Source organism: Saccharothrix australiensis, assembly GCF_003634935.1.
GTDB classification, from domain to species: Bacteria; Actinomycetota; Actinomycetes; order Mycobacteriales; family Pseudonocardiaceae; genus Actinosynnema; species Actinosynnema australiense.
Window position 1 is genome coordinate 4,469,456 of the sequence record NZ_RBXO01000001.1, and the last position, 25,968, is coordinate 4,495,423.

The window sequence follows — 25,968 nt, forward strand, 5'->3', positions numbered from 1 at the left end:
GCACGACAGCCCCTCCATTCCACTCGCTCCAGCCTCGGCGGTGCGCCACCCGGCACCGCCCCCACGCCCCTCGGCGGCCCGAACGCCCCGGTGCCCCGTGCCGTGCCCGGCCACGGTCAGGCACGTCCCCGCGCGCGGAACTCGTCCGCCACGCGCCTGCGCCACACCTCGTAGGCGGGCACGTCTCCCTCCACCGGGCCGCTGGGCTGGTGGCGGACGCTGACGTCGGACGCCTCGGCCACCCCCATCCCGCAGAAGACCCGGCTCGCGATCTCGTTGTGCGGCACGACGAGCCCGGCCCGCACCCGCGCGGTGGCCGCGAACGCGCACGCCTGGGCGACGACCGGCAGGTGTTCGCCCGCGCGGTCCCGGAACACCGCCAGCTCGCGCTCGTCACCGCCGCCCGCGTAGGTCGCGGCGAGCCCTGCGCCGCTGTACAGGTCGGAGTGCCGCTCCGCCGGGAAGCTCTCGATCGTGTCGGCCACGACGTTCGGGTCCGTGCCGCCGACGAACCACAGGGCGCGGCCGATACCCTGGTCGATCGCGCGGCCGATGTAGGTCTGCGGGTAGTCCGCGGGCCACGGGAACGAGGGCTCCCGGTAGTGCGCGTGGACGTACTTGTCCGGGTGGAAGTACGCCTGGTGGAAGCCGTAGCCGTCCAGGACGAGCCACCGCAGCAGGTGGTCCGACAGGCTCGCGGTCACGGCGGGCCAGCGGAAGCGCGGCACCCGCGCCAGCGCCCAGCCCACGCCCACGTAGGCCATATAGATGTGCTTGTCGGCGCGCCCGGTGAGGAATTCGGCCACGCTCCGCCGGCTGCCGAACGGCAGCCCGTCGCGGACGGCGAACCCCATCGCCGCGCCCTCGTAGGCGAATCCCTTGAAGCGGACCGGTAATTCCTCCAGCCGCTCCTCCACTTCCAGCGGGTGGCGCGACTCGGCCGCGTAGCCGTAACCGGTCAGGAACATCCGGCCGACCGTTTCGAGCATCTCGGTCGATTCCGGCGACTTCTCGTGGAAACCGCGGACGGCCACCGAGGTCTCGGACATCGCGGGGGTGAGGATGCGGCGCCGCAGCGCCCGGTACATGCTGCTCAACGTATTCTCCGTCGGTGCTCGGGAGCCGCGCGCGGCGGCCTCGTCGGCGAGGCCGCCCGGCTCCGGTTGCCGGGGCTACCTCGCGCGTGCGGTGCGGAGAACCGGCCCGACCCGGCGCGTTCCCGCTCGTCGGACGGCGGGCCCGACGCCCGCGCCGGTGGCCGCGCGCCGTCGCGGCGGCGTCGCCGCGACCGGCCGTCCCGTCACGTCGACCGGGCCGCCGGTGATGTGGACCCGCGCCCCGGACAGCGCACACCGGACCCGATCGCACATGGCTGTTCCTTCCCCAGTGGAGTGCTTCCCGGTGGATTCCGGGCACGGCCGCCCGCGGTCATCCGGCGCGATTCCCCGGACTCCGCCGGCGGCCCGTGATTCCGCCCACCGGTGCCGCGTCGCGGTGGTTTCTCAGGTCCGGCTCATCGATCTCCACCGCCCGTCGACGCCGTGCCTGTGGAACTTTCCGCGTCACTGCGATTGACGCTAGCAGGCGGAGCTGCGCAAATGATCGGCCGCGCACGAGGAGCGCACTTTGCGAGACGGGCGTCCTGCGTTCCGGGTAGCCCGCTCCGCCGTACGGCAGCACGCACGGGCACGGCGACGCGCCGGGCCGGAGTCGCTCCGTGCCCACGCGTCACGCAGCGCCACCGCGCCCGCGTGCCGTCCCGTGGCGACGAGCCGCCGCGGTCGGGCTCCGCGCCCGTCAGCCGCGGCACCGCCGGGAGCCCGCGGCCGGCGCGGGGTGCCACGCGGTGCGCTGAGAGGCCCGCAGGCGCGTCGGGATGCGCACGACGGCCCTGGGACGCCCGGTGACGTCCTGGACGTCCAGCACGACCAGCTCACCGCACCGCTGCGCGACCCGCTCGACCGGCACGAGGAGGAAACCGCCGCCCTCGCCGCCGCCCCGGCTCGCGACGAGCTGCGGCCGGCCCACCCGCGTGCCCTCGCCGAACTCCCGCACCTCGGCGCGCCCGGTCGCGGTGTCGTGGCGGACCAGCGACGCGCCGCCGCCCGCGCGCCCCACGCCGTACAGGAACCGGTGCCGCGCGCCGGCGACCCGGCCGTCCACCACCGCCGTGCCCACCTCGGCGACGGGCTCGCCGACGGCGACGCGGCCGGTGCAACGGTCGACCGTCCACCGGCGCACCGCCGAGGGCCCGCCGCCCGGCTCACCTCCCGGCTCGCCGCCCGGCTCACCGCCCGCGAACGCGCGCGGCCTGCTCACCGCGTCCACGACGACCCGATGCCCGTCCTCGTAAGCGTTGACGACGTCGGTGACGAAGCAGGGCGGCACGGGGAACCACTGCGCCTCGGGCTCGTCGCCCGCGCGGGGCAGCAGCCCGATCCGCGCCGGGCGGCCCGGTCGCCACGCGTACGGGAAGCGCTCGCCCACCAGGTCCGCCGCCCGGCTGTGCACCACGGGCAGGTCGAACAGGACGAGGTGCGAGTCGGTGAGCGCCACCCCGGTGACGAGCGGCGAGCCGTCCAGCGGGAACGGCCGCGCCCGCAGCACGGTCCCGTCGCCCGCGGCGACCACGTGCTCGGCGTACCCGAGGCCGGGGTAGGTGACGACGGAGTGCCACCGGCCCGCGCGGTCCGCGACGGGACGCGCGAGGGCGCTCCGGCAGCGGCCGTCCGGCCCGTGCCCGCCGGGGTGCAGCGCGGGCGCGAGCGCGGGGACCGGCCCGAACAGGTCGGCGGGCGAGCGGCGGCCTGCCGCGCCCGCCGGCGTCGCGCGGTACCAGCGCGCCGTGCCGGCCTCCAGCCGCACCCCGGACAGGACGACGGGTCCGCCGTGGACCTCCGGGTGGTCGAGCCGGTGCGCGTGCGCCGGGTGCGGGTCGGCCTGGAGGTACAGGCCGGCGACGTCGACCGGCAGCACGCCGTCCACCCGCAGCAGTTCGACCCGCTTCGGACAGTCGAAGGAAGAGGCGAGGGCAGTGGTGGGTGCCTCCGGCTCCCGGACCAGGGCGGTCATGCGGGTCACCTCGCGTTCTCCGCGCCGTAGCATAACAACGTTAGGTCAACGATAACGGCGTTGTGCAACACTGTCAAGGTGAGTCCGCGAAAGCTCGACCCCGAGATCCGCACCGCACTCGTCGACATCGCGGCGAGGCTCTTGGCCGAGCACGGGGCCCAGGCGCTGTCCACCCGCAAGATCGCCGCCGAGGCGGGCACCTCGACGATGGCCGTCTACACCTACTTCGGCAGCATGAGCGGTCTGGTCAGGGCGATGGTGCACGAGGGGTTCGCCCGCCTGGAGCGCCAGTTCGCCAGGGTGCGCCAGACCGACGACCCGGTGGCCGACATGCTGGTGCTCGGCCACGCCTACCGCCACAACGCGAAGGCGAACTCGCACCTGTACGCGGTCATGTTCGGCGGCCAGTCGCTCGCCGGGTTCTCGCTCACCGAGGAGGACCGCCAGTACGGCCGGTACACCCTGCTCACCGTCGTCGGCTGCGTCACGCGGTGCATCGAGGCGGGCCGGTTCCGCACGGGCGACCCGCTGCTGATCGCCCACCAGATGTGGATCGCGACCCACGGCCTGGTGAACCTCGAACTCGGCGGGTACCTGATCGACCCGGTCGACGCCGACCGCTGCTACGACACGCTGCTGAGCAGCCTCATCGTCGGTGTCGGCGACGACACCAAGGCGTCGGCGGCGTCGATGAGGGCGTCGAGGAGGCGGCGGCGGCGCGAGGTCGAGGCGGAGCCGGAGTCGGTCGCGCACCGGTCCTGACGGCGCGCGACGGAACCCGTGGCCCCTGGCGACGGGTGCTCAAGCCTTGTGGCACAGCGGAAAGCACGCGGCGCGGTGACGGCGCACGCGCGCGACAGCACGGGACGACGCGGCACGGCCGGAGGAAACCCCTGTGCCCCGAGCGCAAAGGGGCGGGGGCCGGCGTGTGTCCGCCGGCCCCCGCCCCTCCCCCGTCACAGCGGGATGTTGCCGTGCTTGCGCCGGGGCGGCTCGGCGCGCTTGTCCCGCAGCATGGCGAGGCCCTTCGCCACGGCCGCCCGCGTCTCCGCCGGGTCGATCACGTCGTCGAACAGCCCCCGCTCGGCGGCGTACTGCGGGTGCATCAGCGCCTCGGCGTACTCGGCGATCAGCTCGGCCCGCAGCTCCGCCGGGTCGGCCGCGGTGGCCAGCTCCCGGCGGAACAGCACGTTCACCGCGCCGTCCGCGCCCATGACCGCCACCTCGTTCGTCGGCCACGCCAGCGAGAGGTCGGTGCCGATGGACCGGGAGTCCATCACGATGTACGCGCCGCCGTACGCCTTGCGCACCACTACTTGGACGCGCGGCACCGTCGCCTCGCAGTAGGCGTAGAGCAGCTTGGCGCCGTGCCGGATGATCCCGCCGTACTCCTGGTCGGTGCCCGGCAGGAAACCCGGCACGTCGACCAGCGTCACCAGTGGGATGCCGAAGGCGTCGCAGAAGCGCACGAACCGCGCGGCCTTCTCCGCCGCCGGGATGTCCAGCACGCCGGCCTGCACGCTGGGCTGGTTGCCGACCACGCCGACCGTCTCGCCGTCGACGCGGCCGAGCGCGCAGATGACGTTCCGCGCCCAGTCCCGGTGCACTTCGAGGAACTCGCCGTCGTCCACGACCTCCTCGACCACCTGCCGCATGTCGTACGGCCGGTTCGGCTCCACCGGCACGACCTCCGCCAGCCGCGGCCGGAGGTCGGTGGTCGCGTCGCACGGCCCGGCACTGGGCGCGGCGTCGACGTTGTTGCTGGGCAACAGGGACAGGAGGTGGCGCACCTCCTCCAGGCAGGCCACCTCGTCGTCGTGGACGAACGCCGCGACGCCGGACCGCCCGCCGTGGACGTCGGCCCCGCCGAGTTCGTCGTGGCCGACCCGTTCACCGCTGACGGCGTGCACCACGTCGGGCCCCGTCAGGTACATCTGGGCGGTGTCGCGCACCATGAACGTGAAGTCCGCCAACGCGGGCGAGTACGCCGCGCCGCCCGCGCAGGGCCCCAGCACGACGCTGATCTGCGGCACGATGCCGGACGCGGCGACGATCCGGCGGAAGATGCCGCCGTAGCCGTGCAGGGACATCACGCCTTCCTGGATGCGCGCGCCGCCGCTGTCGTTGAGGCCGATGATCGGCGACCCGGTGGCGAGCGCGAGGTCCATCACCTTGTGGATCTTCGCCGCGTGCGCCTCGCCGAGCGAGCCGCCGAAGACGGTGAAGTCCTGGGCGTAGACGAACACCCGGCGGCCGTCGACGGTGCCGCTGCCGGCGATCACGCCGTCGGTGTGCGGCCTGGTCCGGAGCTTCAGGCCGGTGCCGAGGTGCCGCCGGTACAGGTCGATCTCGACGAACGAGCCCTCGTCGAGCAGCAGGTCCAGGCGTTCCCGCGCGGTCCGCTTGCCGAGGGCGTGCTGGCGGCTGATCGCCGCGGCGTCGCCGGCGACGATCCGCTCGCGCAGCCGCTCGTGGTCCCGGCGCACGTCCTGCATCGTCCGCGGGGGCGCGCCCGGTGGTGGGCTCCCGGCCGGCGGCGCTGTCGGGGTGGCGGTCGGGGTGGCGGTCGCGCTCGGGGTGGCTGCGGGCGAACCGCCGCCACCGCCGTTGCCGCGCCCGTTGCCGTCGCCGTTGCCGTTGCCGTTGCCGGGGCGCGGCGGCTCGACCGGCACGAGGTCCACCGCGCCGTCGCCGCGCCCGGTGCCGGTCACCTGCCCGGTCATCGCACTACCGCCCGCGCGGACCCGATGACGAAGCCGGTGCGGCGGGGTGCCGCCCGGCCGGGACCGGGCGCGGGCGCAGCGCGGTCCACAGTGGACCGACGTGCGCGTGGGCCGACCGCCTCGTCGGCGGGTTCGGCGCGGACGGTCGTCCGCGCCCGGTGCCCGACGCCCGCGGTCGCGGTGCTCGGGCGGACGCCGGACGACCCGGCGCCACGGGTATCGGTCACCAGCATGGGCGCATCTCCTCCTGGGCTCCGGCGTCGGGCACGCGGCCCGGCGCGCGGTGTCGGTCTCCCGTTCGTCGCCACCCGTCACGCGGTGCGGGCGGCCACCCGGTGGTAGTCGCCGCCGAAGAACAGCAGCGGGTCGCGGCCGGGCTCCGCGCCGGTGGCGAGCACCTCGCCGACGAAGATGGTGTGGTCGCCGCCCTCGTGGGCGTGCGCGAGCCGGCACTCCAGCCACGCCGGCGAGCCCACGAGCAGCGGCGCGCCGGTGTGCGCGCCACGCCGCCAGCGGACGGCGTCGAACTGCGCCCGGCCGCGTGGGCGCCGCCGGTCGGCGAAGTAGCGGGCCAGGTGCTCCTGGTCCGCGCCGAGGATCGAGACCCCGAAGTGCCCGGCGCCGCCGATCGCGGCGTGCATCGCGGCCGAGTGCGCCACGCAGCACATCACCAGCGGCGGGTCCAGCGACACCGAGCCGAACGCGTTCGCCGTCATGCCGTGGGTGTGGTCGCCGCCGGTGGTCAGCACGGTGATGCCGGTGGCGAACTCGCGCATCGTCTCCCGCAGCCGCTGCGCGATCCGTTGCGCGGTCGGCGGACCGGCCGGGTGGCCGGCGCCGTTCGGCGCGGATCCGTTGACGGTCATGATCGCCTTCCTGTCGCGAGCGTGGCCGGTCCCGGTGACCCGGACCCGGTGGTGCGGCCGATCCCGGACCGGTCTCGCATCAGCCGTCCCCGCCCACCGGCACCCGGACGGGTACGGGGCGCGCGGTCGGCGAGCAGCAGTGCCCACCCGTCCGCACCGGTTCCGCGCCGTGCCCGGCGGCGGGGCCGTCGAGCCGCAGCGGTCGCCGGACCCGCCGCGCGAACAGCGCCGCGGGCTCGATCGCCGCGCCGAGCGCGAACGCCGCGCCGACCGCCGCGAGCAGCGGTGCGAGCGACGGGCTCTCGGTGTCGACCGGCAGCGCACGGACCGCCGGGTCGATCCGGCGCACGAGGTCGGTGAGCACCCGGCCGGGCCCCGGTTCGAGCACCAGGTCGGCGTCCCGGACGGCCAGGCGCGCGGCCTCGTGGAACCGCACCGGCGCGAGCACCTGGTCGCGCAGCAGGGCGCGCAGGTCGGCCCGCTCGTCCACCAGGTCGGCCGTGACCGTGGAGACCACCGCCCGGCGCACCGGGCGGAACGAGCACCCCGCGAGCACCTCGCCCATCGCGTCGGCGGCCGGCTGGACGAGCGGCGAGTGGAAGGCGTGCGGGACCTTGAGGCGGATCGCCCGCACCCCGCCCGCCGCCGCCGCGGCGCACACCCGGTCGACCGCGTCCGCCGGACCGGACACCACCGTCTCGTCCGGGCCGTGGTACCCGGCGATCACCACGTCCTCGCCGTGCGCCAGCGCGGTCGCCCGCGCGGGGTCGGCCACCAGGACGGCCATCGCGCCGCCGCCGTCGCTCGCCCGCGCCATCACCCGGCCGCGGGCGGCGACCAGCGCGAGCAGCCGGTCCTCGCCCATCGCTCCCGCCCACGCGAACGCGGTGAACTCGCCGAGGCTGTGCCCGACGGCGATCCGGGCCGCCACACCGGCGGTCGCCAGCACGCGCACGGCGGCGAGCGAGCCGGCCACCACGCGGAGTTGGGCGTCCTCCGGCGCGGTGCGGTCGGCGCGGGACGGCAGGCCGGCGGCGCGGAGCACGCCCGCCGCGACGGGGAAGCGCCGCCAGAGCGCGCCGGTCCCGCCGCCGCGCGACCCCTGCGCGGGGAACAGGTAGGCGATGGCCGGCCGCGTCGTGCGCCGGTCGAAGAAGACGCCCTCCTCCGGCCGGAACACGCCGGTGCCACCGGACCCGGTCAGCTCCACCAGCCGCGCGAGCCCGCGCCGCGCGTCGTCCGGCGACGTCGCCACGACCGCCGCGCGCACCGGACCGCCGGACACCTCGTCGGCGAGCGCGCCCGCCAGGTCCGTCAGCCCGGCGTCGGTGAGGGTGGCCGCCCGGTCGGCCAGCCCCGCGAGCCGCCCGCGCACCGCGTCGAGGTCGGGCCCGTCGACGAGCAGCAGCTCGGCGTCCTGGCGGCCGGCCACCGCGGTCACCGCCTGCCGGGCGGGCCCCGCCGCGCGCCGGGCGCCGGTCGGCAGTTCCAGCGCGACGTGCGTGGCGGTCCCGCCCTTGCCCGCGGCCGCGACGCCGGCGCGCACCGGCCGGTCCGCCGGCCACGCCCGCGCCTCGTCGTCCCGCGTCGGGTCGAAGTGCGCCGACGCCGGACCGGTCGGCGGCGGGATCGTCTGGTGGAACACGGCGAGGGCCGCCGCCAGCAGTCCGGCGACCCCCGCCGCGGCTCGGGTGTGCCCGATGTTCTCCTCGACCGCGCTCAGCGCCGCGGACACCCGCGCGTCGCCGAGCGCCGCGTCGACCCCGTGCCCCTGGAAGCAGGAGACGGTGCCGACGTCGTAGCCGGCGCGGCGGTACGCCCGGCGCAGGGCCACCCGGTGGCCCACCTCCGGGTGGTCCTGCTCCCCGGACGACACGCCCCAGCCGGTGATGGTCGCGTAGACGCGCAGCCCCTGGTCCAGGGCGTCGCGCTCGCGCACCAGCACGACCACGCCGCACGCGGCCTCGTCGCCCGACGGCGCACCGCCGGTGGTCGCGTCGTCGGCGACCACGGCGGCCGGCACGTCGACGCCGCCGGCGAGGGCGACGTCGACCTCACCGGCGGCCAGCGCCTCCGCGGCCGTGACGACCGGCAGCAGCGACCACGACCAGGCGTCGTCGACCGCGTGACCGCCGCCGGTGAAGCCGAAGTGGTCGCCGATCCGCGCGGCGACGCCGCGGGCGGTCCCACCGACCGTCACCGGATGGGCGCCGTCCGGTCCCTCGGCGACCACCACGCGGGTGGTCCGCCCCGCCAGTCCCCCGGCGTCCGGGAAACCGGCGTCCGCCAGCGCCCGGCCGGCCACCTCCAGCGCGAGCCGGTGGGCCGGGTCGGCCGCGCCGGGCCCGGTGACCGGGCCGGCCGGGTGACGGCCGTCGTCGTCCCGTCCACCGCCCGGCCGCGGGCGGAACGCCCGGCGGCCGGCGAGCACGTTCTCCCACAACCGATCCGGCGAGTCGGCGTCCGGGTAGCGGCAGGCCATGCCGACGATGGCGATCCGCGCGGCGCTCATACCGTGACCACTCCGCTGCCGTCGTGCCCGGCCGGCTGGGCGGCGCGCCCCGGCGCGGCGGGCCCCTGCTCGACGCCCGGCGCCGTCCGCGCCTGCTTGGCCTTGGCCCGCAGGTGCGCGACCCACCAGCCCATGCCGCGCAGCAGGCACACGATCGCGGTGGCGAAGAACAGCGTGTACACCACGTTGAACGCCATGAGGATGCCGTACACGAAGGCAACGCCACTGCCGAACATGAACTGGTTCAACGGTTTCGTCGGCGTCGTGCCGGGGTCGGTGATCATGTAGTTGGTGAACAGCACGAACGCCACGCCGGTCATCACGCCGAGCGCGTTGTACAGGGAGACGTCCCAGATCCAGTGCCGCAGGAACGCCTGGATCGCGAACCCGCCCATCCAGCCCACGATCAGCGGCACGCGCTTGGTGAGCATCCCGTTGATCACGGTGCCCGCGGTCGCGATGATGATCGGGATCATCACGCGCCAGAAGTAGTTCGCCTCCTCGGTGAACTCGTACGGCGGCGCGATGCTGATCCAGGAGCCGAAGCAGAGCAGCGCGACGGTGATGCCGAAGTTCGACGGGTTCATGTAGTGCCGCATCCGGCCGGCGATCGGCGCTTGCAGGGCGTGCTTGGCGGCGACGCCGCAGAACACGCCGAACAGCACCGGCCACAGCTGGTTGTTGGCGTAGAGCAGCATGTTCACGGCGAGCGCGGTGATGTGCGCGGGCAGCAGGAACTCGTACAGCCCACGCACCCCGTTCCCGGCGAACCGGGGAGCGCGCCGGTTGGCGCGCGCGCTGATGACCTCCAGCACGAGTTCGGTGGTGTAACCGGTGAGCACCGCCAGGATCGGCCACAGCCACGGCTGCTCGAACCCGAGCAGGGTGTAGCCGAAGGTGTTGAACACGCTGATGGACAGCGCGAAGTTGCGCAGCGCGACGTACCGGGGGTCCAGCTTGGGCCGCTTGGGCGCGGGTATCGTCGACGCCGGGGCCGGCTGGCCGTTGCCCGCCGGGTCGGCGGTGTGGGCGGTGGCGGTCATTTGGCCGAAACCTCCTGTGCGGTGCTGGTCAGGACGAGGGTGCGGTCACCCTGTTCGAGCCGCGTGGTCTGCTCGTGCGCCCGGCCGTCCAGGTCGTGCCACCGCAGCTCGACCGAGACCGGGCCCGTGTAGTCGCCGAACCCGAAGTGGACGTCGAAGCTGCGCTTGCCGCTGTGGCCGCCGCCGCCGTCGAGCTGGGAGACCTGCTTGCGGCCGTCGGGCGTGGTCACCTCCACGGTCGCGCCGTACACCGGCGTGCCGGGACCGGACAGGCCCGTCCGCCGGCCGTCCACCGGCCGGTACAGGTGCAGGGTCAGGTGACCGCCGCGGTCCGGCGACTCGTTGGCGTAGAAGGCGGGCGGGCCCCACTGCCGCGCGACGGCGAGGTCGAGCGCGCCGGTGCGCGTGGTGTCGCCGGTCGCGACGCCCCGCGTCGGGTGCTCGACCGCCAGGCCGAGCCGCTCGCTGACGTTCACGAACTGGTCGTGGTGGCGTCCGCGCGCGAAGAAGGCCAGCGGCTCGTGGCCGGAGATGTCGTCACCGGGCTGCATGTTCGGCCACATGGCCGGGTTGGCGACCAGCATGTCGTTGGACATGGCCAGCTCCTGCAACCACGGCCACCGGTCGATGTCGCCCTTCACGAACCCGGTCGCCTGGACGACGTCGAGGTTGCCGCTGTTGGTGAAGTCGGCCATCTTGATGTCCCAGCCCCAGCCGGACCAGGCCGTGCCGAGGTTCTGCGCCCGCTGGGTGAACTTCGCGACGCCCCGGCTCATCTCCGCCTGCATCCGCTCGGGGCTCTCGGCGTCGTTGACCCACAGGAAGTGGCTCTCCTCCAAGCCCCACGCCGTGGTGATGTTGCTGACCGCCATGTCGAAGCTGCCGTTGCGGTCGACGTCGGCGAAGTCGACGCCCATCCCCTTGAACGAGTCGTTGCCGACGATGAACGACTTCGGCGTGGTCGCCGTGCGCTCGCCCTCCACCACCGCGAACTTGATGCGGTCCTTCGTGGAGGTGTTGTGCAGCATGAAGTCGTGGCCGAAGTCGTTGGCGATGTAGACCTCGGGCAGCGCGTCACCGGTCATGTCGGCGCTGCTGAGGCCCAGCGTCCAGCCGTTCGCGGCCAGGTACGGGATCGCGTCGGCCTCCAGCACGTAGTCGGCGGTGGGCCGGTCGCCCGCCGTCGCCGAGTGCCACCGCAACACGTGGCTGCCGCCGCCGTTGAGGGCGCTGGACAGCGAGTCGTTCATGGTGACGTTGTTCTGCCCCAGCGGGTCGAGGACGTCGGAGTCCGGGAAGTAGTTCCCGATGATGATGTCCGGCCGGCCGTTGCCCGCGAGGTCGGCGACGGTCACCGCGTTGGTGTGCCACTTCGGGCCGTGGTACTTGCCGTCCACGGTCACCTGGGGCACCAGCTCCTGCGGTGTGTAGGAGTTCAGCTCGACGGTCTCCGCGCCGGCCTCGGCCAGGTACAGGATCGGCGTGCGGCCCCAGTAGGTGACCAGGAGGTCGGTCCGCCCGTCCATGTTGAAGTCGCCCGGCGTGCACCCCGTCGGCGCCATCGCGCGCCCCATCGGCAGCGGCGCGGGGTCCAGCAGGAACGGCGTGAACCGGTCGGCCTCCGGCGCGGTCGGGGTGTGGGTCACCACCACCTCGTCGGTCCGCGTGTCGACGATGCACATCGAGTTGGCGCGGCCGTGGCCGGTCAGGTCGTTGATCGCGATGCCCGCGCCCACCGACGACACCCAGCTCCGGATGCGGAAGTAGGCGGGGTTCACCTCCCGGACGTCGTTCATCCGCCGGTCCTCGTAGCCCGCCGGGAGGGCGATCGGCAGCTCGCGGAACTTGTACTGCGCGGCGATCTCGTCCCCTCCGGGAACCGCGACAGCGTTCTGCGTGACCGCGAACAGCGACGCGCCGACGAGGACCGTCGCCACGCCCGGAACCAGCTTGCGCATTCGTTCAGCAAACTCAGCCATGATCTCCCCGCCGCACGCCGTCGGGAGCTTTCCTCCCGGCAGGCTCACTGGATACGTAGCGAAATGGCGTGGCGCGGTCACCGGGCCCGACGAATTCGACACCCGACCGTTCGCCCGGTATGACGGCGTCCACTGTCGACTAACTCCCAGCCAGTATGGGAGGAGCCCGGCCGGTCGTGCTTCTCTCGCCTTGCTGAGGGGACCGCGCCGGCGGCGGCGCAATTCGGTCGGATCGACCGGTGGGGCGATGTCCGGCCCTCGCTCGCGTTGCGGCGGCGCGTGATCCGGGTGTTCGTCGGAGTGCGGAATGTTCCGCGCGCCCCGAGTGGTGAGGCGAGAGGTCCGATCAGCGGGCGGTGGGACGGCGTTGGCGGGGCGGCTCCCCGCACGGAGAGCGATTCCCGTTGGCGGACAACGGAACACGGGCACGGGGCGGGACCAGTCGTGGTCCCGCCCCGTGCCCGCGCCGTCGTGCCGCCGCCCGGTTCAGGGCAGCTGGTGCAGCCCGGTCCCGGTGAGCACGTAGGCGGGCGCGACGGTGGCCGCCTCGGCCCGCAGCAGCTCCACCACGGACGCGCCCGCGATCTCCGGGGTGAGCAGCGGCGTGTGGTGCCGCAGGAAGTCCTCCACCGACAGGCCGGCGCGGGCCGCGTACGCCGCGACCGCCGGCCTGCCCACGCCGGTCTGCGGCGCGAACCGCGGCAGCACCGCGGTGAACGTGATGTCCAGCCCGGCCGCGCGCGCCTCGCCCTGGGCGTAGCCGGTGATGAACCGCTGCGTGGCCTTCGCGCCGGCGTAGCCGCCGCTCAGCGGGGAGCCCTCGTTGTTCAGCGCGGCGCCGCTGCTGACCACGACCACTCGGCTGCCCGGCCGCAGCGGCGTGAGCAGGATCTCGCGCAGCCAGTGGAACGCGATGCGGACGTCGGTCTCCCAGTTGACCGAGAACGTCTCCCAGGTCTGGTGCTGCAACGGCCGCATGTACGGGCTCGCGCCCGCCACCAGGACGACCGCCTCCGGCGAGTGCCTGCCGATGAGGTCGGCGGGCGCGGTCGCCTCGCCGGCGTCGGCGACCTCCGGGTGGATCGCGCCCGACCCGTTGGCGGGCTCGGGGAACGTCGTCGCGGTCCGCGAGACGGCGACCACCGGCGCGCCCGCCTCGGCCAGGGCCGTCGCGATCCCGCGGCCCAGCCCCCGGCTCGCGCCGACGACGATCGCGGTCCTGCCGGACAAATCGCTCATGGTGCTGTCCTCCCAGTCGTGGATGTCTTGCGGATCGGGGTCGGGCGGGATCGCCGACGCGGACGGCACGTCCCGTTCGGCCGCGGTGGCCCGAGTCTGGCAGTGCTCCCCCGCTCCCGGACGGACGACGCGCGCCCGGCTACGAGGTCGTCACCCGGGTGGACGCCGCGACCGGGGCTCCGGCACCTGGCACGGGGCGAGCGCCAGGCGCCGGAACGGGGTGGCCCGCCGAGCACGACCACCCGACCGGTCACGGCCGCGCGAACCCATCACGGCACGGACCCATCACGGCACGGACCCATCACGGCGCGAACCCATCGCGGCACGGACCGGTCACGGCCGCGCGGACCGGCCGGCACGACCGCGCGGCCGGGGCACGCGGGCAACCGCGCCCCCGGCAGGCGGCCGGCCGGGGCCGCGGCCCGGTCGACCGGGCGGAGGACCGGGACGGCTCGCCCGGCTACGACTTGAACCTGGTGCCGTTCCACCAGTTGCCGCCGGGGCCGGTCGCGTCCTCGGCGTCGTAGCGGTCCTTGAAGCGCCACCAGTCCCACGGGTGCTCGAGCTGGTCCTCCTGGCGGCCCAGGAGGGTGATGTCGAGGTAGTTGTAGAAGTTCTTGAAGATGTCCCCACCGCGGTCGAAGACCGAGTAGGTGTGGAAGACGTCGTCACCGTCGCGGAAGAACGCGCTCACGCCGGGCGACTCGCCCTGGTCGGTCGAGACCTCGTAGTCGTAGTTGAAGTCGCTGCCGAAGGACGAGTACCACGGCATCTTCCAGCCCATCCGGGCCTTGAACGGCTGGAAGTCGGCCAACGGCGCACGGGAGACCATGACGAACGTGGTGTCCCGCCCCCACATGTGCGCGAGTTCCCCGACGCTGTCGGCCTGCATGGAGCAGCCGATGCAGCCCTCCTCGTCACCGGGGCTGAACATGAAGTGCCGGACGATCAGCTGGCGGCGCCCCTCGAACAGCTCGGGGAACGTCAGGGTGCCGTCCGGCCCCTCGAAGAGGTATTCCTTCTCCACCTTGACCATCGGCAGCCTGCGCCGCTCCTCCGCGATCAGGTCACGCGCGCGGGTGACTTCCTTTTCCTTTTCCAACAGGACTTTCCGGGCCTCCAACCACTCTGCTCGGGAAACCACACGGGGAAGGTTCATCTGTATCTCCTCAGGGCTGCCGGGGAAGCGGCTCCCACGGAAACTCGAAAACCACACTGGGTCGTGGCGGCCCCGGCATTCCGGACGGGCCGCACCATTACCAGGGTCCTATCCGAATCGACCGGGCGCTTCTTCCAGGTTGACGTTTGCGCCGTGACCGCCACGGGCGCGCCGGTCAGGCGGCGCGGTCCCGCTCCTTCAGGCTGCGCCGCTCCACCTTGCCGACCGGCGTGCGCGGGATGCGGTCGACGAACTCGACCTGGCGGATCTTCTTGTACGGCGCGACGCGCTCGGCGACGAAGGCCATGATCTCCTCGGGCGTGGCGGGCTCCTTGGCGACCACGAAGCCCTTCGGCACCTCGCTCGCCTCCTCGTCCGGCACCCCGACGACCGCGGCGTCGGCGACCTTGGGGTGCGTCAGGAGGACCGCTTCCAGCTCGACCGGGGACACCTGCTGGCCCTTGTACTTGATCAGCTCCTTGATGCGGTCCACGATGAACAGCTCCCCGTCGTCCTCGGCGTAGCCCAGGTCGCCGGTGCGCAGGAACCCGTCGTCGTCCAGGACGTCCCTGGTGGCCTCCGCGGCGTTGAGGTAGCCCTTCATCACCTGGGGGCCGCGGATGAGGATCTCGCCGTTCCGGCGCGGCCCCAGCTCCGCGCCCGTGTCGACGTCCACGACCTTGTACTCGACACCGGGCGCGGGCAGGCCGACGGAGGCGGGCCGCGTCGGCTCCTCCGGCTGCATGAACGACACCATCGACTCCGTCAGGCCGTAGCCCTGGGCGATGTGGCAGCCGATCCGCCGCCGCACGAGGGCCGCGATCGCCGGGTCGAGCGTGGCGCCGCCGGACACGATCGACCGCAGCGACGACAGGTCGTACCGGTCGACCAGGGGACTGCGCGCCAGGAGGACGGCCATCGTCGGCACGATGTACAGGTGCGTGATGCGGTGCTCCTGGATGGCCCGCAGGAACGCCTCCGGGTCGAACCGCGGCATGGTCACCAGCGTCGTGCCCTGGAGCAGGCTCGCGTTCATCATCATGGTGAGCCCGAAGGCGTGGTGGAAGGGCGGCATCGCCAACACCCGCGCGTCCTCGCCGGTGGGCGCGACCAGGCTCGTCAGCAGCGCCTTGGCGACCATGTTGCGGTGCGTCAGCAGCACGCCCTTGGGGTGGCCCGTGCTGCCGCTGGAGTGCAGCACGGCCGCCACGTCGCGCGCCGGGTCGACGGGCACGTCGGGCATCGGCGCGTCGTCGGCGAGCAGCGCGGCGAACGGCGTCGCGCCGTCCGCCTCGCCGAGCACGACGACCTCCGCGACCGCCGTGCGGCCGACCAGCGCGGTGGCCTTGACCACCTCGGACGGCACGGTGACGAGCAGCCGCGCGCCCGCCTCGGCCAGGCGCGCCGCGAGGTCGTCGGCCGTGTCGAGGGGGTTGAGCACCACGACCGCGCCACCGGCCGAGACGGCGGCGTGGAACACGACAGGGTACTCGGGCACGTTCGGCGCGAGCACGGCGAGGACGTCGCCCTTGCCGAAACCGCGGGCGCGGAGCCCGGCCGCCGCGCGGCGCACGGCGGACGCCAGTTCCGCGTACGTGTACCGGCCTCGCCCCGTGACGTCCACGGTCGCCACCCTGGCGCCGTACCGCTCCGCTCCCCGGAGCACGAACGACGTCAGCGACGTGTCGGGGATGTCGACGCTCGGACCGCGGAAGATCATCGCGCCACGTCCGCTTCCGCGCGCTGGTAGGTGCTCAGGCCGGGCTGGTAGGCGCGCTCCTCGAACTGCTTGAGCGCCACGTTGATCCACTCGTTGCCGCTCAGCCGGGACAGCTCCCAGAGCTTGGCCTGGTCGTAGTCGATCGCCGTGGGCAGGTCCATCGTGGTCGTGCGCTCGTAGACCTGCTTGGCCAGCTCCAGCGTGATCGGGTTCTTCTTCACGATCTTGCGGACGATGCGCTCGGTCGCCTCGTCGAGCTCCTGCGCGGGCACCGCCCTGTTCACCAGGCCGTGCCGCTCCGCCTCCCGGCCGGTGAGCGTGTCACCGGTGAGGATGTAGTACAGCGCCTGCTTGCGGGCGAGGTTGTGGGTGGCCGCCCACGTCGCGCCGCCCGCCGGGAAGATGCCGAAGTTGATCTCGGAGAGCCCGAACAGCGCCGCCTCGTCCGCGACCGCCAGGTCGCAGAGCCCGGTCAGCAGGAACCCGCCGCCGAACGCGAACCCGTTCACCTTGGCGATGGTCACCGCCGGGAACGCCTTGAGGCGCTTGAACCAGGTCAGCGCCACCAGGTTGGTCCGGTAGAACAGCTGCGGGTCGTCGAAGGGCTGGAGGAAGCACTCTTCGAGGTCCATTCCGGAACTGAAGCTGTCGCCCTTCCCGGTGATCACCACCGCCTTGACGGTGCCCGCCTCCTCGATCGCGTCCAGGGCCTGGTTCATGTCCCGGTGCATCTGCGGGTTCATCGCGTTCTTCTTGTCCGGCCGGTTCAGGTGAATGGTGGCCCGCGGCCCCTCGATCTCGACTTCCACAGTTTCCAGCGTGATCATGTCTGCCCCTATTTCTGCTCGACGGATTACCCGCGCACACGAATATCGACCGCTTGACCGAAGGGGTTCGGGCCGACCGCGGACACACCTTCTCCGGTGACGCGACCCGCAGCACGAGGATCACACGTCCGGGATTCGCCTGGCTTCTCGCGGCTTGCCTAGCCGGCCGCGCAGGGATGGCCGGCGAGGTGTTCCCATCGCGCGCCCGCGAACCGGTCGGCGCATGCGCCGCCTCGACCGAAGAGCGGCGGAGACGTGTCGGCGGCGGCGCGCACACCGCGCCGCCGCGATGCCGGGGACGACTCCATCCGCTGGTAGGGCCCGGTGTCCGCACGCCAGCAGAAGCGGACCCGCCGGCGCCGGGGTCGTACTCGACGGACATCCTCCGCAATCCACGGCAATATCGGATAAACCGGACGCCGGCACGTCGCGGACAATGCGCCACCGCCGCGAGACCGAGTCGGTGATTCGATCACCCGAAAGCGCACCGATCCCCCGCGCCGCCGGCCCGCGAATGCGCCGTGCCCGATACCGGCGGCACCCGCCCAGCGCAGGGCAATTCCCCCGTACGTCGGCAGCGGGCCGCGACCGGCGCGCCGACCGCGGCAAACCGGTGGCACTTTGAAAGCACTCCCCGCGTCGCGACCGGGCCGGGTCGTCATCGTCCCCGAAAACCACGGCGACCCCGTCGGCACATGCCCGAACAGACCTCGCCGAATGGCCGTGCGGACCGTGCGGGCCGGTGAGCAAGTTTGAAGTAGCAGGCCCGACGAGCGCCCTGCAACGCTTTTCCCGTTCGCTCGTCCGAAGACGAGCCGACCGAATCGGGGGGCAGGGTTGAGTGCACCGCGCGCCTCGCGGAGCGAATTCCCGACGACCGTCCGACCGATGTCCCCCCACCGGCCGCGCCGTGCGGCCGGTGCCCGCGTCGGCACCGGGTGGGCGACGACCCGGGTGCCGGGAGCCGCCCACCCGCCCGAGGCGGTGCCGCCGCGCACGCCCCGCTCGTCGACCGGGACGTGCGCGCCGAGCCGCCGATCGGCGGCGGCGAGGTGCCCGCGTTCCCGACCTGGGGGGCGTCCCATCGCCGTGGAACCCGTCCACCAGGAAGGAGTCAGCTTGTGACCTCCACAGCCAGTTGGCTGCGCAGGCAACTACCCGGTGTCATGGCCCTCGTGCTCGTCGCGGCCACGTTCTTGGTGGCCCGGCTGCCGGAGCTGTCGGCGCGGGAGAGGCAGGACCTCGCGGCCGGCTTCGGGTTCAAGCCCGAGACGATCGACCTGCCCGGCGGGTACACCCAGCAGACCGTGCGCCGGGTCAACCAGCGCTACCAGCACATCGACGCGTGGATCTCGTCGGTCGGCTCGGCGATCGCGCTCAACGACCTCGACGGCGACGGCCTGTCCAACGACATCTGCTACGTCGACGTGCGCATCGACCAGGTCGTCGTCACGCCCGCGCCCGAGCCGGGCGAGCAGCGGCGCTACGAGGCGTTCACGCTGGACGCCGGCTCGCTGCCGGTCAACGACGTGATGGCGCCGATGGGCTGCGTGCCCGGCGACTTCAACGAGGACGGTCGCGTCGACCTCCTGGTCTACCTGTGGGGGCGCACGCCGATCCTCCACCTGGCGAGGGCGGGCGCGAAGGGCATGGGCGCGGACGCCTACCGGGCGACCGAGCTGGTGCCGGGCAGGACCTCGGGCCGCTACGACGGCCCCGAGTGGAACTCCAACTCCGCGACGGTCGCCGACTTCGACGGTGACGGCCACGACGACATCTACATCGGGAACTACTTCCCCGAGGGCCCGGTGCTCGACCCGGCGAAGAGCACGGGCGTGGAGATGAACGACTCGATGTCCAACGCCCTCAACGGCGGGCCGGACTACCTGCTGCGCTGGACGGGCGGTTCGGCGGGCGACGAGCCGACGGCGCGGTTCGAGCAGGCCGAGGGCGCGATCCCCGCCGACGCGTCGCACGGCTGGGCGCTGGCGTCCAGCTCCAACGACGTCAACGGCGACCTGCTGCCCGAGCTGTACCTGGCGCACGACTTCGGCCCGGATCGCCTGCTGTACAACGAGTCCACGCCGGGCGCCATCAGGTTCCGGGTGGTGGAGGGCTCGCGCGGACCGATGGAGCCCAAGTCCAAGAACGTCGGCGTCGACTCCTTCAAGGGCATGGGCATCGACTTCGGCGACCTCAACGGCGACGCCGTGTACGACATGTACGTCAGCAACATCACGACGTCGTTCGGCATCGAGGAGTCGCACTTCGCCTTCCTGAGCACGCAGAGGGACCTGAAGGCGGTCACCGCCGACCTCGCGCGGGGCGAGGCGGTCTGGGAGGACGAGAGCGCGCCGCTGAAGCTGGCCTGGTCCGGCTGGGGCTGGGACGTGAAGCTCGCGGACTTCGACAACAACGGCGACCTGGAGGTGGCCCAGGCGACCGGGTTCGTCAAGGGCGAGGTCAACCGCTGGCCCCAGCTCCAGGAGCTGGCGACGGCGAACGACGCCCTGCTGCGCAACCCGCTGTGGTGGCCGATCGTCGGCCCCGGTGACGACGTCGGCGGCCACCAGCGGTTCGCCTTCTTCGCCCGCAACGGGCACGACCACTTCACCAACCTGTCGCCCGACCTCGGGCTGGACGTCCCGGTGCCGACGCGCGGCATCGCCACCGGCGACGTCGACGGCGACGGGCGGCTCGACATGGCGATCTCGCGGCAGTGGGACGACCCGGTCTTCTACCGCAACACCGGCGCCGCCGACAACGGGTTCCTCGCCCTGGACCTGACCCACGAGGGCGGGGCCACCGCGGGCGCGTTCCCCGGCGCGGGCTCGCCGGTCATCGGCGCGCAGGTCACGGTCACCACCGCGGACGGCCGCAAGCTGATCAACCGCGTGGACGGCGGCAGCGGCCACTCCGGCAAGCGCAGCCACGAGGTGCACTTCGGCCTCGGTTCCGACGACCGCCCCGTGCGGGCGCACCTCACGTGGCGCGACCGCGACGGCGACGTCCACGAGCAGGAGATGACACTGAGTCCGGGCCGGCACCGCATCCAGCTCGGCGACCAGGCCAAGGAGAAGTGACGGACATGGCCGAGACCACGACGGCGGCCGGCCCGCCGCGGCACGACGCCAAGATCACCACGGCGCTGCGGCGCTTCGCGATCTCCATCAGCGTGCTGAACATCTTCGGCTACACCGTGCTCGGCTTCGAGCAGCCGTGGCTGTGGCCGTTCATCGCCCTGGCCACCGGCTACGCGGTGGAGCTGGCCCTGGAGCTGATCTCCGCCCGGCAGGAGGGCCGCGCGCCCCGGTTCGCGGGCAACGGGGCCAAGGGCGTGATCGAGTTCCTGTACCCGGCGCACATCACCAGCCTCGCGGTGAACATGCTGACCTACGTCAACGACCAGCTGTGGGTGATGATCTTCGCGGTCACGGTCGCGGTGGGCGCGAAGTGGGTGCTGCGCGCGCCGGTGCGCGGGCGGATGCGCCACTACATGAACCCGTCGAACTTCGGCATCACGATCGTCCTGCTGCTGTTCCCGTGGGCCTCGATCGCGCCGCCCTACCACTTCACCGAGCACGTGGGCACGTTCTGGGACTGGGTGATCCCGCTGATCATCCTGGTCGCGGGCTCGATGCTGAACGGGATGCTGACCGGCAGGCTGTGGCTGATCATGGCGTGGCTGGTGGCCTTCGCGCTACAGGCCGTGGTCCGGGGCGTGCTGCTGGACGTGTCGATCCCGTCGGGGCTGAGCATGATGACCGGTGTCGCGTTCATCCTGTTCACCAACTACATGGTGACCGACCCCGGCACGTCACCGTCCAAACCGGCCGCGCAGATGGCGTTCGGCGCGGGCGTGGCGGTCGTGTACGGCGCGCTGATGGGCATGAGCATCCCCTACGGGATCTTCTTCGCCACCGCGATCGTGTGCCTCATCCGCGGTGGTTTCCTGTGGGCGCTGCACTTCGTGGACAAGAACCGCGCCCTGGTCCTCGCCGAGCAGCGCAAGGCCGAACCGACCGCGCCGGTCGAAGAGTCCACTGTGGAGCCGGTGCGCAACGGCGCTCCCAAGCACAGCGCGGTCGCGCGCACGTGACCGGGCCGCAGCCACGCTGCCGCGTCCGGTGTCCGTGACGCAGTTCGGTCACGACCACGCATGAGCACGGGAGCACACCCTCGGGTGTGCTCCCGTGCTCATGCGTGGGCACACCTGCGAGCCGTGGCGGAGCGAGTCCTGACCGGGCCGCCGGACCGCTCCCTCACCATGACGAAGGCCCACCGTCCACTCGGGACGATGGGCCTTCGCGGTGTTCTCCGATCGTCAGCTCGCCGCCTCCGCGGACATGGCGACGGAGCGGACGTCCAGCAGTGCCAGCAGGACCGGCGGGTCCAGCGCGCCGATCGGGCGCAGGCTCAAATCCACCTGCTTGACCGGGCTCCCCGCGCGGACGGTGATCGGGCCGGACGCCGCCACGTGCGGCGCGCCGTCGTCGGCGAACCGGTTGCGACCGGGCCTCGGCCCGCCCTCGGGCGGGACGGAGCTGGCCATCAGGTACCAGGTGCCGGGCGGCACGTTGGTCAGCACGTACGGGCCCGGCCGGTGGAGCACCGAGCAGTCGATGGGCGTCCCCTGCGGGATGAGGTCCGGGAACAGCCCGACGAAGATCAGTCCAGGCGCACTCCCCAGCGGCGCGTCGATCCTGCCCTGCACGGTGGACGTGTGGGTGTCCGCGCCGCGCCACGCGACCGGCACCCGCGGCGTGGACCCGCCCAGTTGTCGGTACACCGTCGGCGAGACGCCGACGCTGCTGCGGAACCTCGAACTGAACGTGCCGACGCTCGTGTAACCCACCCGATGACTGATGTCGGTGACGGTCAAGGAGGTGCACACCAGCAATCGCTTGGCCTCCTGTAATCGGATCGCGGAGAGGAAACGGCCCGGCGGCACGCCGGTGACCCGCTGGAAGACCCGAGAGAAGTGGAACTTGCTGTACATCGCCGTACGGGCCATGTCGTCTATCGTGAACTGCTCGCCGATATTCTCGTGCATGAATTCTATGACGCGACCAACCGCCCGTTTTATTACTTCCTCCACTACGACCCCCATTCGCAGCTTACCTGAAAGGCGGAACAACGCCTGACCCGGTCGACCGCGCGGGAGCGCGCGTCCATCCGGGTGGACCGTACCGCGGCGAACCGACGCATCCTCGCGCCCCGACTCTCGACTACTCCCTCGGCGGCCCCCAGCGTTGACCATTAACCTCCGATTTTTGCAAGCTACCAGTCCGTCGACAGCCTGCGCAAGCAGCAGAGACGGGGCGCGAGGGCACATTTCATGATCGCCCGCACAACGTCCGGACGATCATGCGATGGCCCGGTCAGTCTATTTCGGAGGGTGACCCAAGAATCATTTACGACGCATACAGCCACCGTTTCTTACGCCTTTTGGGTGAGAGCGGGTAACACCCTGTCGCCGGCCCGGCCGAGGCGGTCGACCTGCTCCGCCGCGGTCCGGCCGCCACCATGATGAATGCTCTCGAACATACGTCCGCACGATCTTCCGGGTCGGCAACGACGAAGTTGCGCCACCGCCCGCGCCGGGCCGGCCGGGATCGGCGGCGGCTCGGCACGCCGGACATTACGCCCATCGCCAACCCCTGGCCGCCGACACTTCACCCGCCATTTCCACGAGCGCCGGCGGCCGGTCGCGCCACCGCCAGCGCACCCGTCGGGCGACCCGGAGCACGGCCCCGGAATGCCGAGGACATCCCATGTCCGTCGGAGGAGCCATCCGACGATCCGACCGCCACCCACGCCCGCGCCGCACCCCACCGGGACCGTCCACTTCGGACCGACGCGGAGAACGCGCGGAGGTCGCCGCACCTCCGCGTCGACCGGGACCTCGCCCGACGCGGGCACCGCGAACCCCAGGACCCGAGCCGACCGGACGCGATCGTCCGGCGGCACCGGTCAGCGGCGCGATCCCGGAACGGCCACGCCCGTCGACCGGCGGCCGGAGGGTGGGCGTCGGCGGTGGCGCCCGCCGGGTCTGGCGCCGGACGGCACGCGCATCGCGGGAACTCCGACGCCCATCGCGGACCGACGACCCGATGCGGTCATCAGCACCCCCTCGTGGCAGCGGGAACACCCTCCGGGCGGGAACGGCGACCAGTCCGCGCGGCACGCCGCGCGGCACCGGGACGACCCGCTCCCGCCCGCCGAACGTACCCGATGACCGGCGCCCCATCGGGTCGAACCGACTGCCCGTTCGGGCACGGAGTACGGCACCGGCACCGCCCGACGGCCCCGGCGCGGCGCTCCGCCGAAGAGGCGATCCCCTGCGGAGTCGAGCGATCACGTCGGTTACCGGTTGGACGAAGCCCCGTTCGGACGACGGCACACCGGCTCGGGAACCCGAACCCCGCGGCGTGCGGACGGAGGCCCGCTCACCGTTCCGCCCGTGCCGCAAGGGCGTTCGCGGCACGGTGGGGCGAACCGGACGCCCGTCGCGCCGTCCGTCCTGTCGTCGGGGTCAGCGATCCGGTGTGGCGGTACGTGGCCGGCGGGTTTCTCCGTGCTTGCGGTATCCGCGCGAAGGCGTTCTCGGCACGTCGGACAGCCGATAACTTGACTGGTCAAGGAATGCACCCGCTCCCGTTGAGCGCAGCAGGAGGAACCGTGGTCGACGCACAGGCACACGCTCATGCCCACGCCGCAGGCAATTCGCTCAACAAGCACCAGCACAAGAAGGCGCTCTTCCTCTTCCTCTTGATCGTCATCGCGCACTGGGTCGAGCACATCACCCAGGCCGTCCAGATCTGGGTGCTGGACTGGCCCGTGCCGGCCGCCAAGGGCGCGCTCGGGCTGTGGTGGCCCTGGCTGGTCACGTCCGAGGTGATGCACTACGGGTTCGCGTTGATCATGCTCGTGGGCATCTTCTTGCTCCGCAAGGGCTTCGTCGGCCGCTCGAAGAAGTGGTGGGCCATCACGCTCGGCCTCCAGTTCTGGCACCACCTGGAGCACCTGCTGCTGATCATCCAGGCGTCCACGGGCGCCTACCTGCTCGACAAGCCGGTCCCGACGAGCGTCATCCAGCTGATCATCCCGCGCGTGGAGCTGCACCTGTTCTACAACACCCTGGTGTTCATCCCGATGGTCATCGCGATGGTGATGCACATGCGGCCGACGCCGGAGGAGCGCTCCGAGATGCAGTGCACGTGCGCGCTGCCCGACCGCGCGGCGGCCTGAGGACGTGCACAACCACGGCGCCATCGGCCTGCCGCTGGGCTTCACGCTGCTGCGGCTGGTCCTGCTCGGCTCGGTGACCGTGGTCGCGGGCTGGGCGCTCGCGAGGCCGTTCCTCCCCACCGCCTCCGGCGCCCTGGCGCGGCGAGTGGTCACCGGTGTCGCCGGGCTCGGCGGTTTCGCGGTGCTGCTCACCGCGAAGGCCACGTGGCTGTCCGGACCGGCCGCAGTGGTGGTGATCGTGCTGTTCGTCCTGCCGCCGGTGCAGCGCGGGGAACGACCCGTGCTGGGCCGGTCGGTGGCGGCGGTGGCCGTGCTGGCGACCGCCGCCGCAGGCGCGTGGTTCTCCGGGCCGCCGTCCTCGTTCGCCTACATCACGCTGATGGCGGCGTTCATCGCGGTGGCGTGGCTCGCGCTGTGCCCGCCGACGAAGGCGGTGCGGCTCGCCGGCGCGGCGCTGGGCATGACGCTGCTGACCGGCTTGGCGCACGTCACGGTCGCCGGGCGGCTCGCCACGCCGGCCACCGGCGACCCGCTGCTGACCCGCGTGGCGCTCGGCGAGGACCCGGTGGACGTCCTGGTCGTGCCGCACATGCCCGGCTGGAACATCGTGCACACCACGGACACCGCGCTGGCCGTGGGCAACGCGCCGTTCAGCCTGGTGCCCGCCCGGCCGCGCGCGGGCACCACCGGGCGGTGGGCGCTGGTGTGGCTGGCCGAGGGTCGCGGCGAGCTGTGGCTGGAGCGGGCGGGCGAGCGGACCACCGTCGCGGTCGACCCGGGGCGCGTGGCGTGGACCGGTCCGGACGTGCGGGGGCCGGAGGGCCCGGACTACGCGTCGGCCGTGCTGGCCGCCAAGCTGGCCGGCGGGCGCGGCGACCTGCCGTGGCCGCGGCTGACCGACGCGGACGCGGCGGCGCTGCGAGCGGAGGTCGCCGCGATCGGTGGGCCGTTCGCCGTCGTAACGGACCGCTCGCCGCGGGCCGTCGCCGCGGAGGAGGTGGTGCGGGCGGAGGCGGCGCGCCTGGGCCACACCGTCGACCCGTCCGCGCCGACGGTCCTGGCACTGGGCGGCGACGCCCGGACCGACCACCGCGCGCCGTGGCTGACCCCGCCCGACCTGACGACCCCCGAGGCACAGCGCTACGCCGAAGTGCTGGCCGACGCATTCCCCGGCGAAGCCCCAACCACCTCCGGCCTGGCAGCCTGGCTGACCACCCCCTAGTCCCTCACCCCTCGCCCACACCTTCCCTGCTCACTCCCCCTCCCCACACCCTCGCCCGCCCGCACCCCCTGCCCACACCCCCTTTGGCTACGCCTCCCTTGCCACGCGCCGCGAGGCCGCGTCGGTGGTTCGCGGCGCGGGTTCCGCCGATCACGCTCTTCGATCGGCGGAACCCGCCCCGCGAGCCGCCGACTCAATGGCGGCCGAGCCGCCCGACGAAGGAGGGCAAATCCAACACAGCCGCTCCCTCTGCCGTACAGTTCCCTCGCATTCGGGCTGGTCCCCCTCCCCGCACACCCCACCCTCCGTCCACAAAGGACTCTCACGGGACATCCGCTTCGTGATCCCGAACCCC

The 25,968-nt window shown here is 73.0% G+C and carries 17 protein-coding genes; 5 read left to right on the forward strand and 12 right to left on the reverse strand.

Annotated elements, in window-relative coordinates; all coding sequences use genetic code 11:
* Positions 1-116: 116 nt before the first annotated feature.
* Positions 117-1,088: a DUF1702 family protein gene (locus C8E97_RS19150; RefSeq protein WP_121006955.1), complete on the reverse strand. Its 972-nt coding sequence runs from the start codon at positions 1,086-1,088 to the stop codon at positions 117-119.
* A 709-nt stretch (positions 1,089-1,797) separates the two neighbouring features.
* On the reverse strand, positions 1,798-3,072 hold the full coding sequence (locus tag C8E97_RS19155) for a carotenoid oxygenase family protein (protein WP_121006956.1): 1,275 nt from the start codon (positions 3,070-3,072) through the stop codon (positions 1,798-1,800).
* Positions 3,073-3,150: 78 nt separating this feature from the next.
* On the opposite strand from C8E97_RS19155, the gene C8E97_RS19160 reads away from it, so the two are divergent.
* A complete protein-coding gene (locus C8E97_RS19160) occupies positions 3,151-3,834 on the forward strand; it encodes a TetR/AcrR family transcriptional regulator (protein ID WP_121006957.1) in 684 nt (227 codons plus the stop codon).
* A gap of 194 nt (positions 3,835-4,028) precedes the next feature.
* Here C8E97_RS19160 and C8E97_RS19165 read toward each other — a convergent pair whose 3' ends face one another.
* The 9 genes from C8E97_RS19165 to C8E97_RS19205 form a co-directional block, all read right to left on the reverse strand.
* The gene (locus tag C8E97_RS19165) at positions 4,029-5,567 is read right to left on the reverse strand and encodes an acyl-CoA carboxylase subunit beta (protein WP_121011886.1); all 1,539 of its coding nucleotides are present in this window, start codon (positions 5,565-5,567) and stop codon (positions 4,029-4,031) included.
* Between the two features lie 539 nt (positions 5,568-6,106).
* A complete protein-coding gene (locus tag C8E97_RS19170; RefSeq protein WP_121006958.1) occupies positions 6,107-6,661 on the reverse strand; it encodes a flavin reductase family protein in 555 nt (184 codons plus the stop codon).
* A 79-nt stretch (positions 6,662-6,740) separates the two neighbouring features.
* Positions 6,741-9,173, reverse strand: a complete 2,433-nt coding sequence (locus C8E97_RS19175; protein ID WP_121006959.1) for a type I polyketide synthase — start codon at positions 9,171-9,173, stop codon at positions 6,741-6,743.
* A complete protein-coding gene (locus C8E97_RS19180) occupies positions 9,170-10,216 on the reverse strand; it encodes an enediyne biosynthesis protein (protein WP_211347074.1) in 1,047 nt (348 codons plus the stop codon). Before C8E97_RS19180 ends, C8E97_RS19175 begins: the two co-directional genes overlap by 4 nt.
* Positions 10,213-12,174, reverse strand: a complete 1,962-nt coding sequence (locus C8E97_RS19185) for an ASPIC/UnbV domain-containing protein (RefSeq protein WP_121006960.1) — start codon at positions 12,172-12,174, stop codon at positions 10,213-10,215. Before C8E97_RS19185 ends, C8E97_RS19180 begins: the two co-directional genes overlap by 4 nt.
* Positions 12,175-12,681: 507 nt before the next feature.
* Entirely contained in the window at positions 12,682-13,434 is a 753-nt protein-coding gene (locus tag C8E97_RS19190; protein WP_121011889.1) for an SDR family NAD(P)-dependent oxidoreductase, read from the reverse strand.
* A 460-nt stretch (positions 13,435-13,894) separates the two neighbouring features.
* On the reverse strand, positions 13,895-14,593 hold the full coding sequence (locus tag C8E97_RS19195; RefSeq protein WP_121006961.1) for a DUF899 domain-containing protein: 699 nt from the start codon (positions 14,591-14,593) through the stop codon (positions 13,895-13,897).
* Between the two features lie 175 nt (positions 14,594-14,768).
* Positions 14,769-16,313: an AMP-binding protein gene (locus C8E97_RS19200; RefSeq protein WP_121006962.1), complete on the reverse strand. Its 1,545-nt coding sequence runs from the start codon at positions 16,311-16,313 to the stop codon at positions 14,769-14,771.
* Positions 16,310-17,140: a p-hydroxycinnamoyl CoA hydratase/lyase gene (locus C8E97_RS19205; protein ID WP_121006963.1), complete on the reverse strand. Its 831-nt coding sequence runs from the start codon at positions 17,138-17,140 to the stop codon at positions 16,310-16,312. Before C8E97_RS19205 ends, C8E97_RS19200 begins: the two co-directional genes overlap by 4 nt.
* Positions 17,141-18,261: 1,121 nt before the next feature.
* Here C8E97_RS19205 and C8E97_RS19210 point away from each other — a divergent pair.
* Positions 18,262-20,223, forward strand: coding sequence for a CRTAC1 family protein (locus tag C8E97_RS19210; RefSeq protein ID WP_121006964.1), 1,962 nt, complete (start codon positions 18,262-18,264; stop codon positions 20,221-20,223).
* Positions 20,224-20,228: 5 nt separating this feature from the next.
* The gene (locus C8E97_RS19215; RefSeq protein WP_121011891.1) at positions 20,229-21,239 is read left to right on the forward strand and encodes an enediyne biosynthesis protein; all 1,011 of its coding nucleotides are present in this window, start codon (positions 20,229-20,231) and stop codon (positions 21,237-21,239) included.
* Positions 21,240-21,464: 225 nt separating this feature from the next.
* Here the strand turns inward: C8E97_RS19215 and C8E97_RS19220 are convergent, their stop codons facing one another.
* The gene (locus C8E97_RS19220) at positions 21,465-22,193 is read right to left on the reverse strand and encodes a helix-turn-helix transcriptional regulator (protein ID WP_211347076.1); all 729 of its coding nucleotides are present in this window, start codon (positions 22,191-22,193) and stop codon (positions 21,465-21,467) included.
* A 1,628-nt stretch (positions 22,194-23,821) separates the two neighbouring features.
* On the opposite strand from C8E97_RS19220, the gene C8E97_RS19225 reads away from it, so the two are divergent.
* Both C8E97_RS19225 and C8E97_RS19230 read left to right on the forward strand, forming a co-directional pair.
* The gene (locus C8E97_RS19225; RefSeq protein ID WP_121006965.1) at positions 23,822-24,391 is read left to right on the forward strand and encodes a hypothetical protein; all 570 of its coding nucleotides are present in this window, start codon (positions 23,822-23,824) and stop codon (positions 24,389-24,391) included.
* Positions 24,392-24,395: 4 nt separating this feature from the next.
* On the forward strand, positions 24,396-25,613 hold the full coding sequence (locus C8E97_RS19230) for a DUF6239 family natural product biosynthesis protein (protein WP_121006966.1): 1,218 nt from the start codon (positions 24,396-24,398) through the stop codon (positions 25,611-25,613).
* The last annotated feature ends 355 nt before the right edge of the window (positions 25,614-25,968 follow it).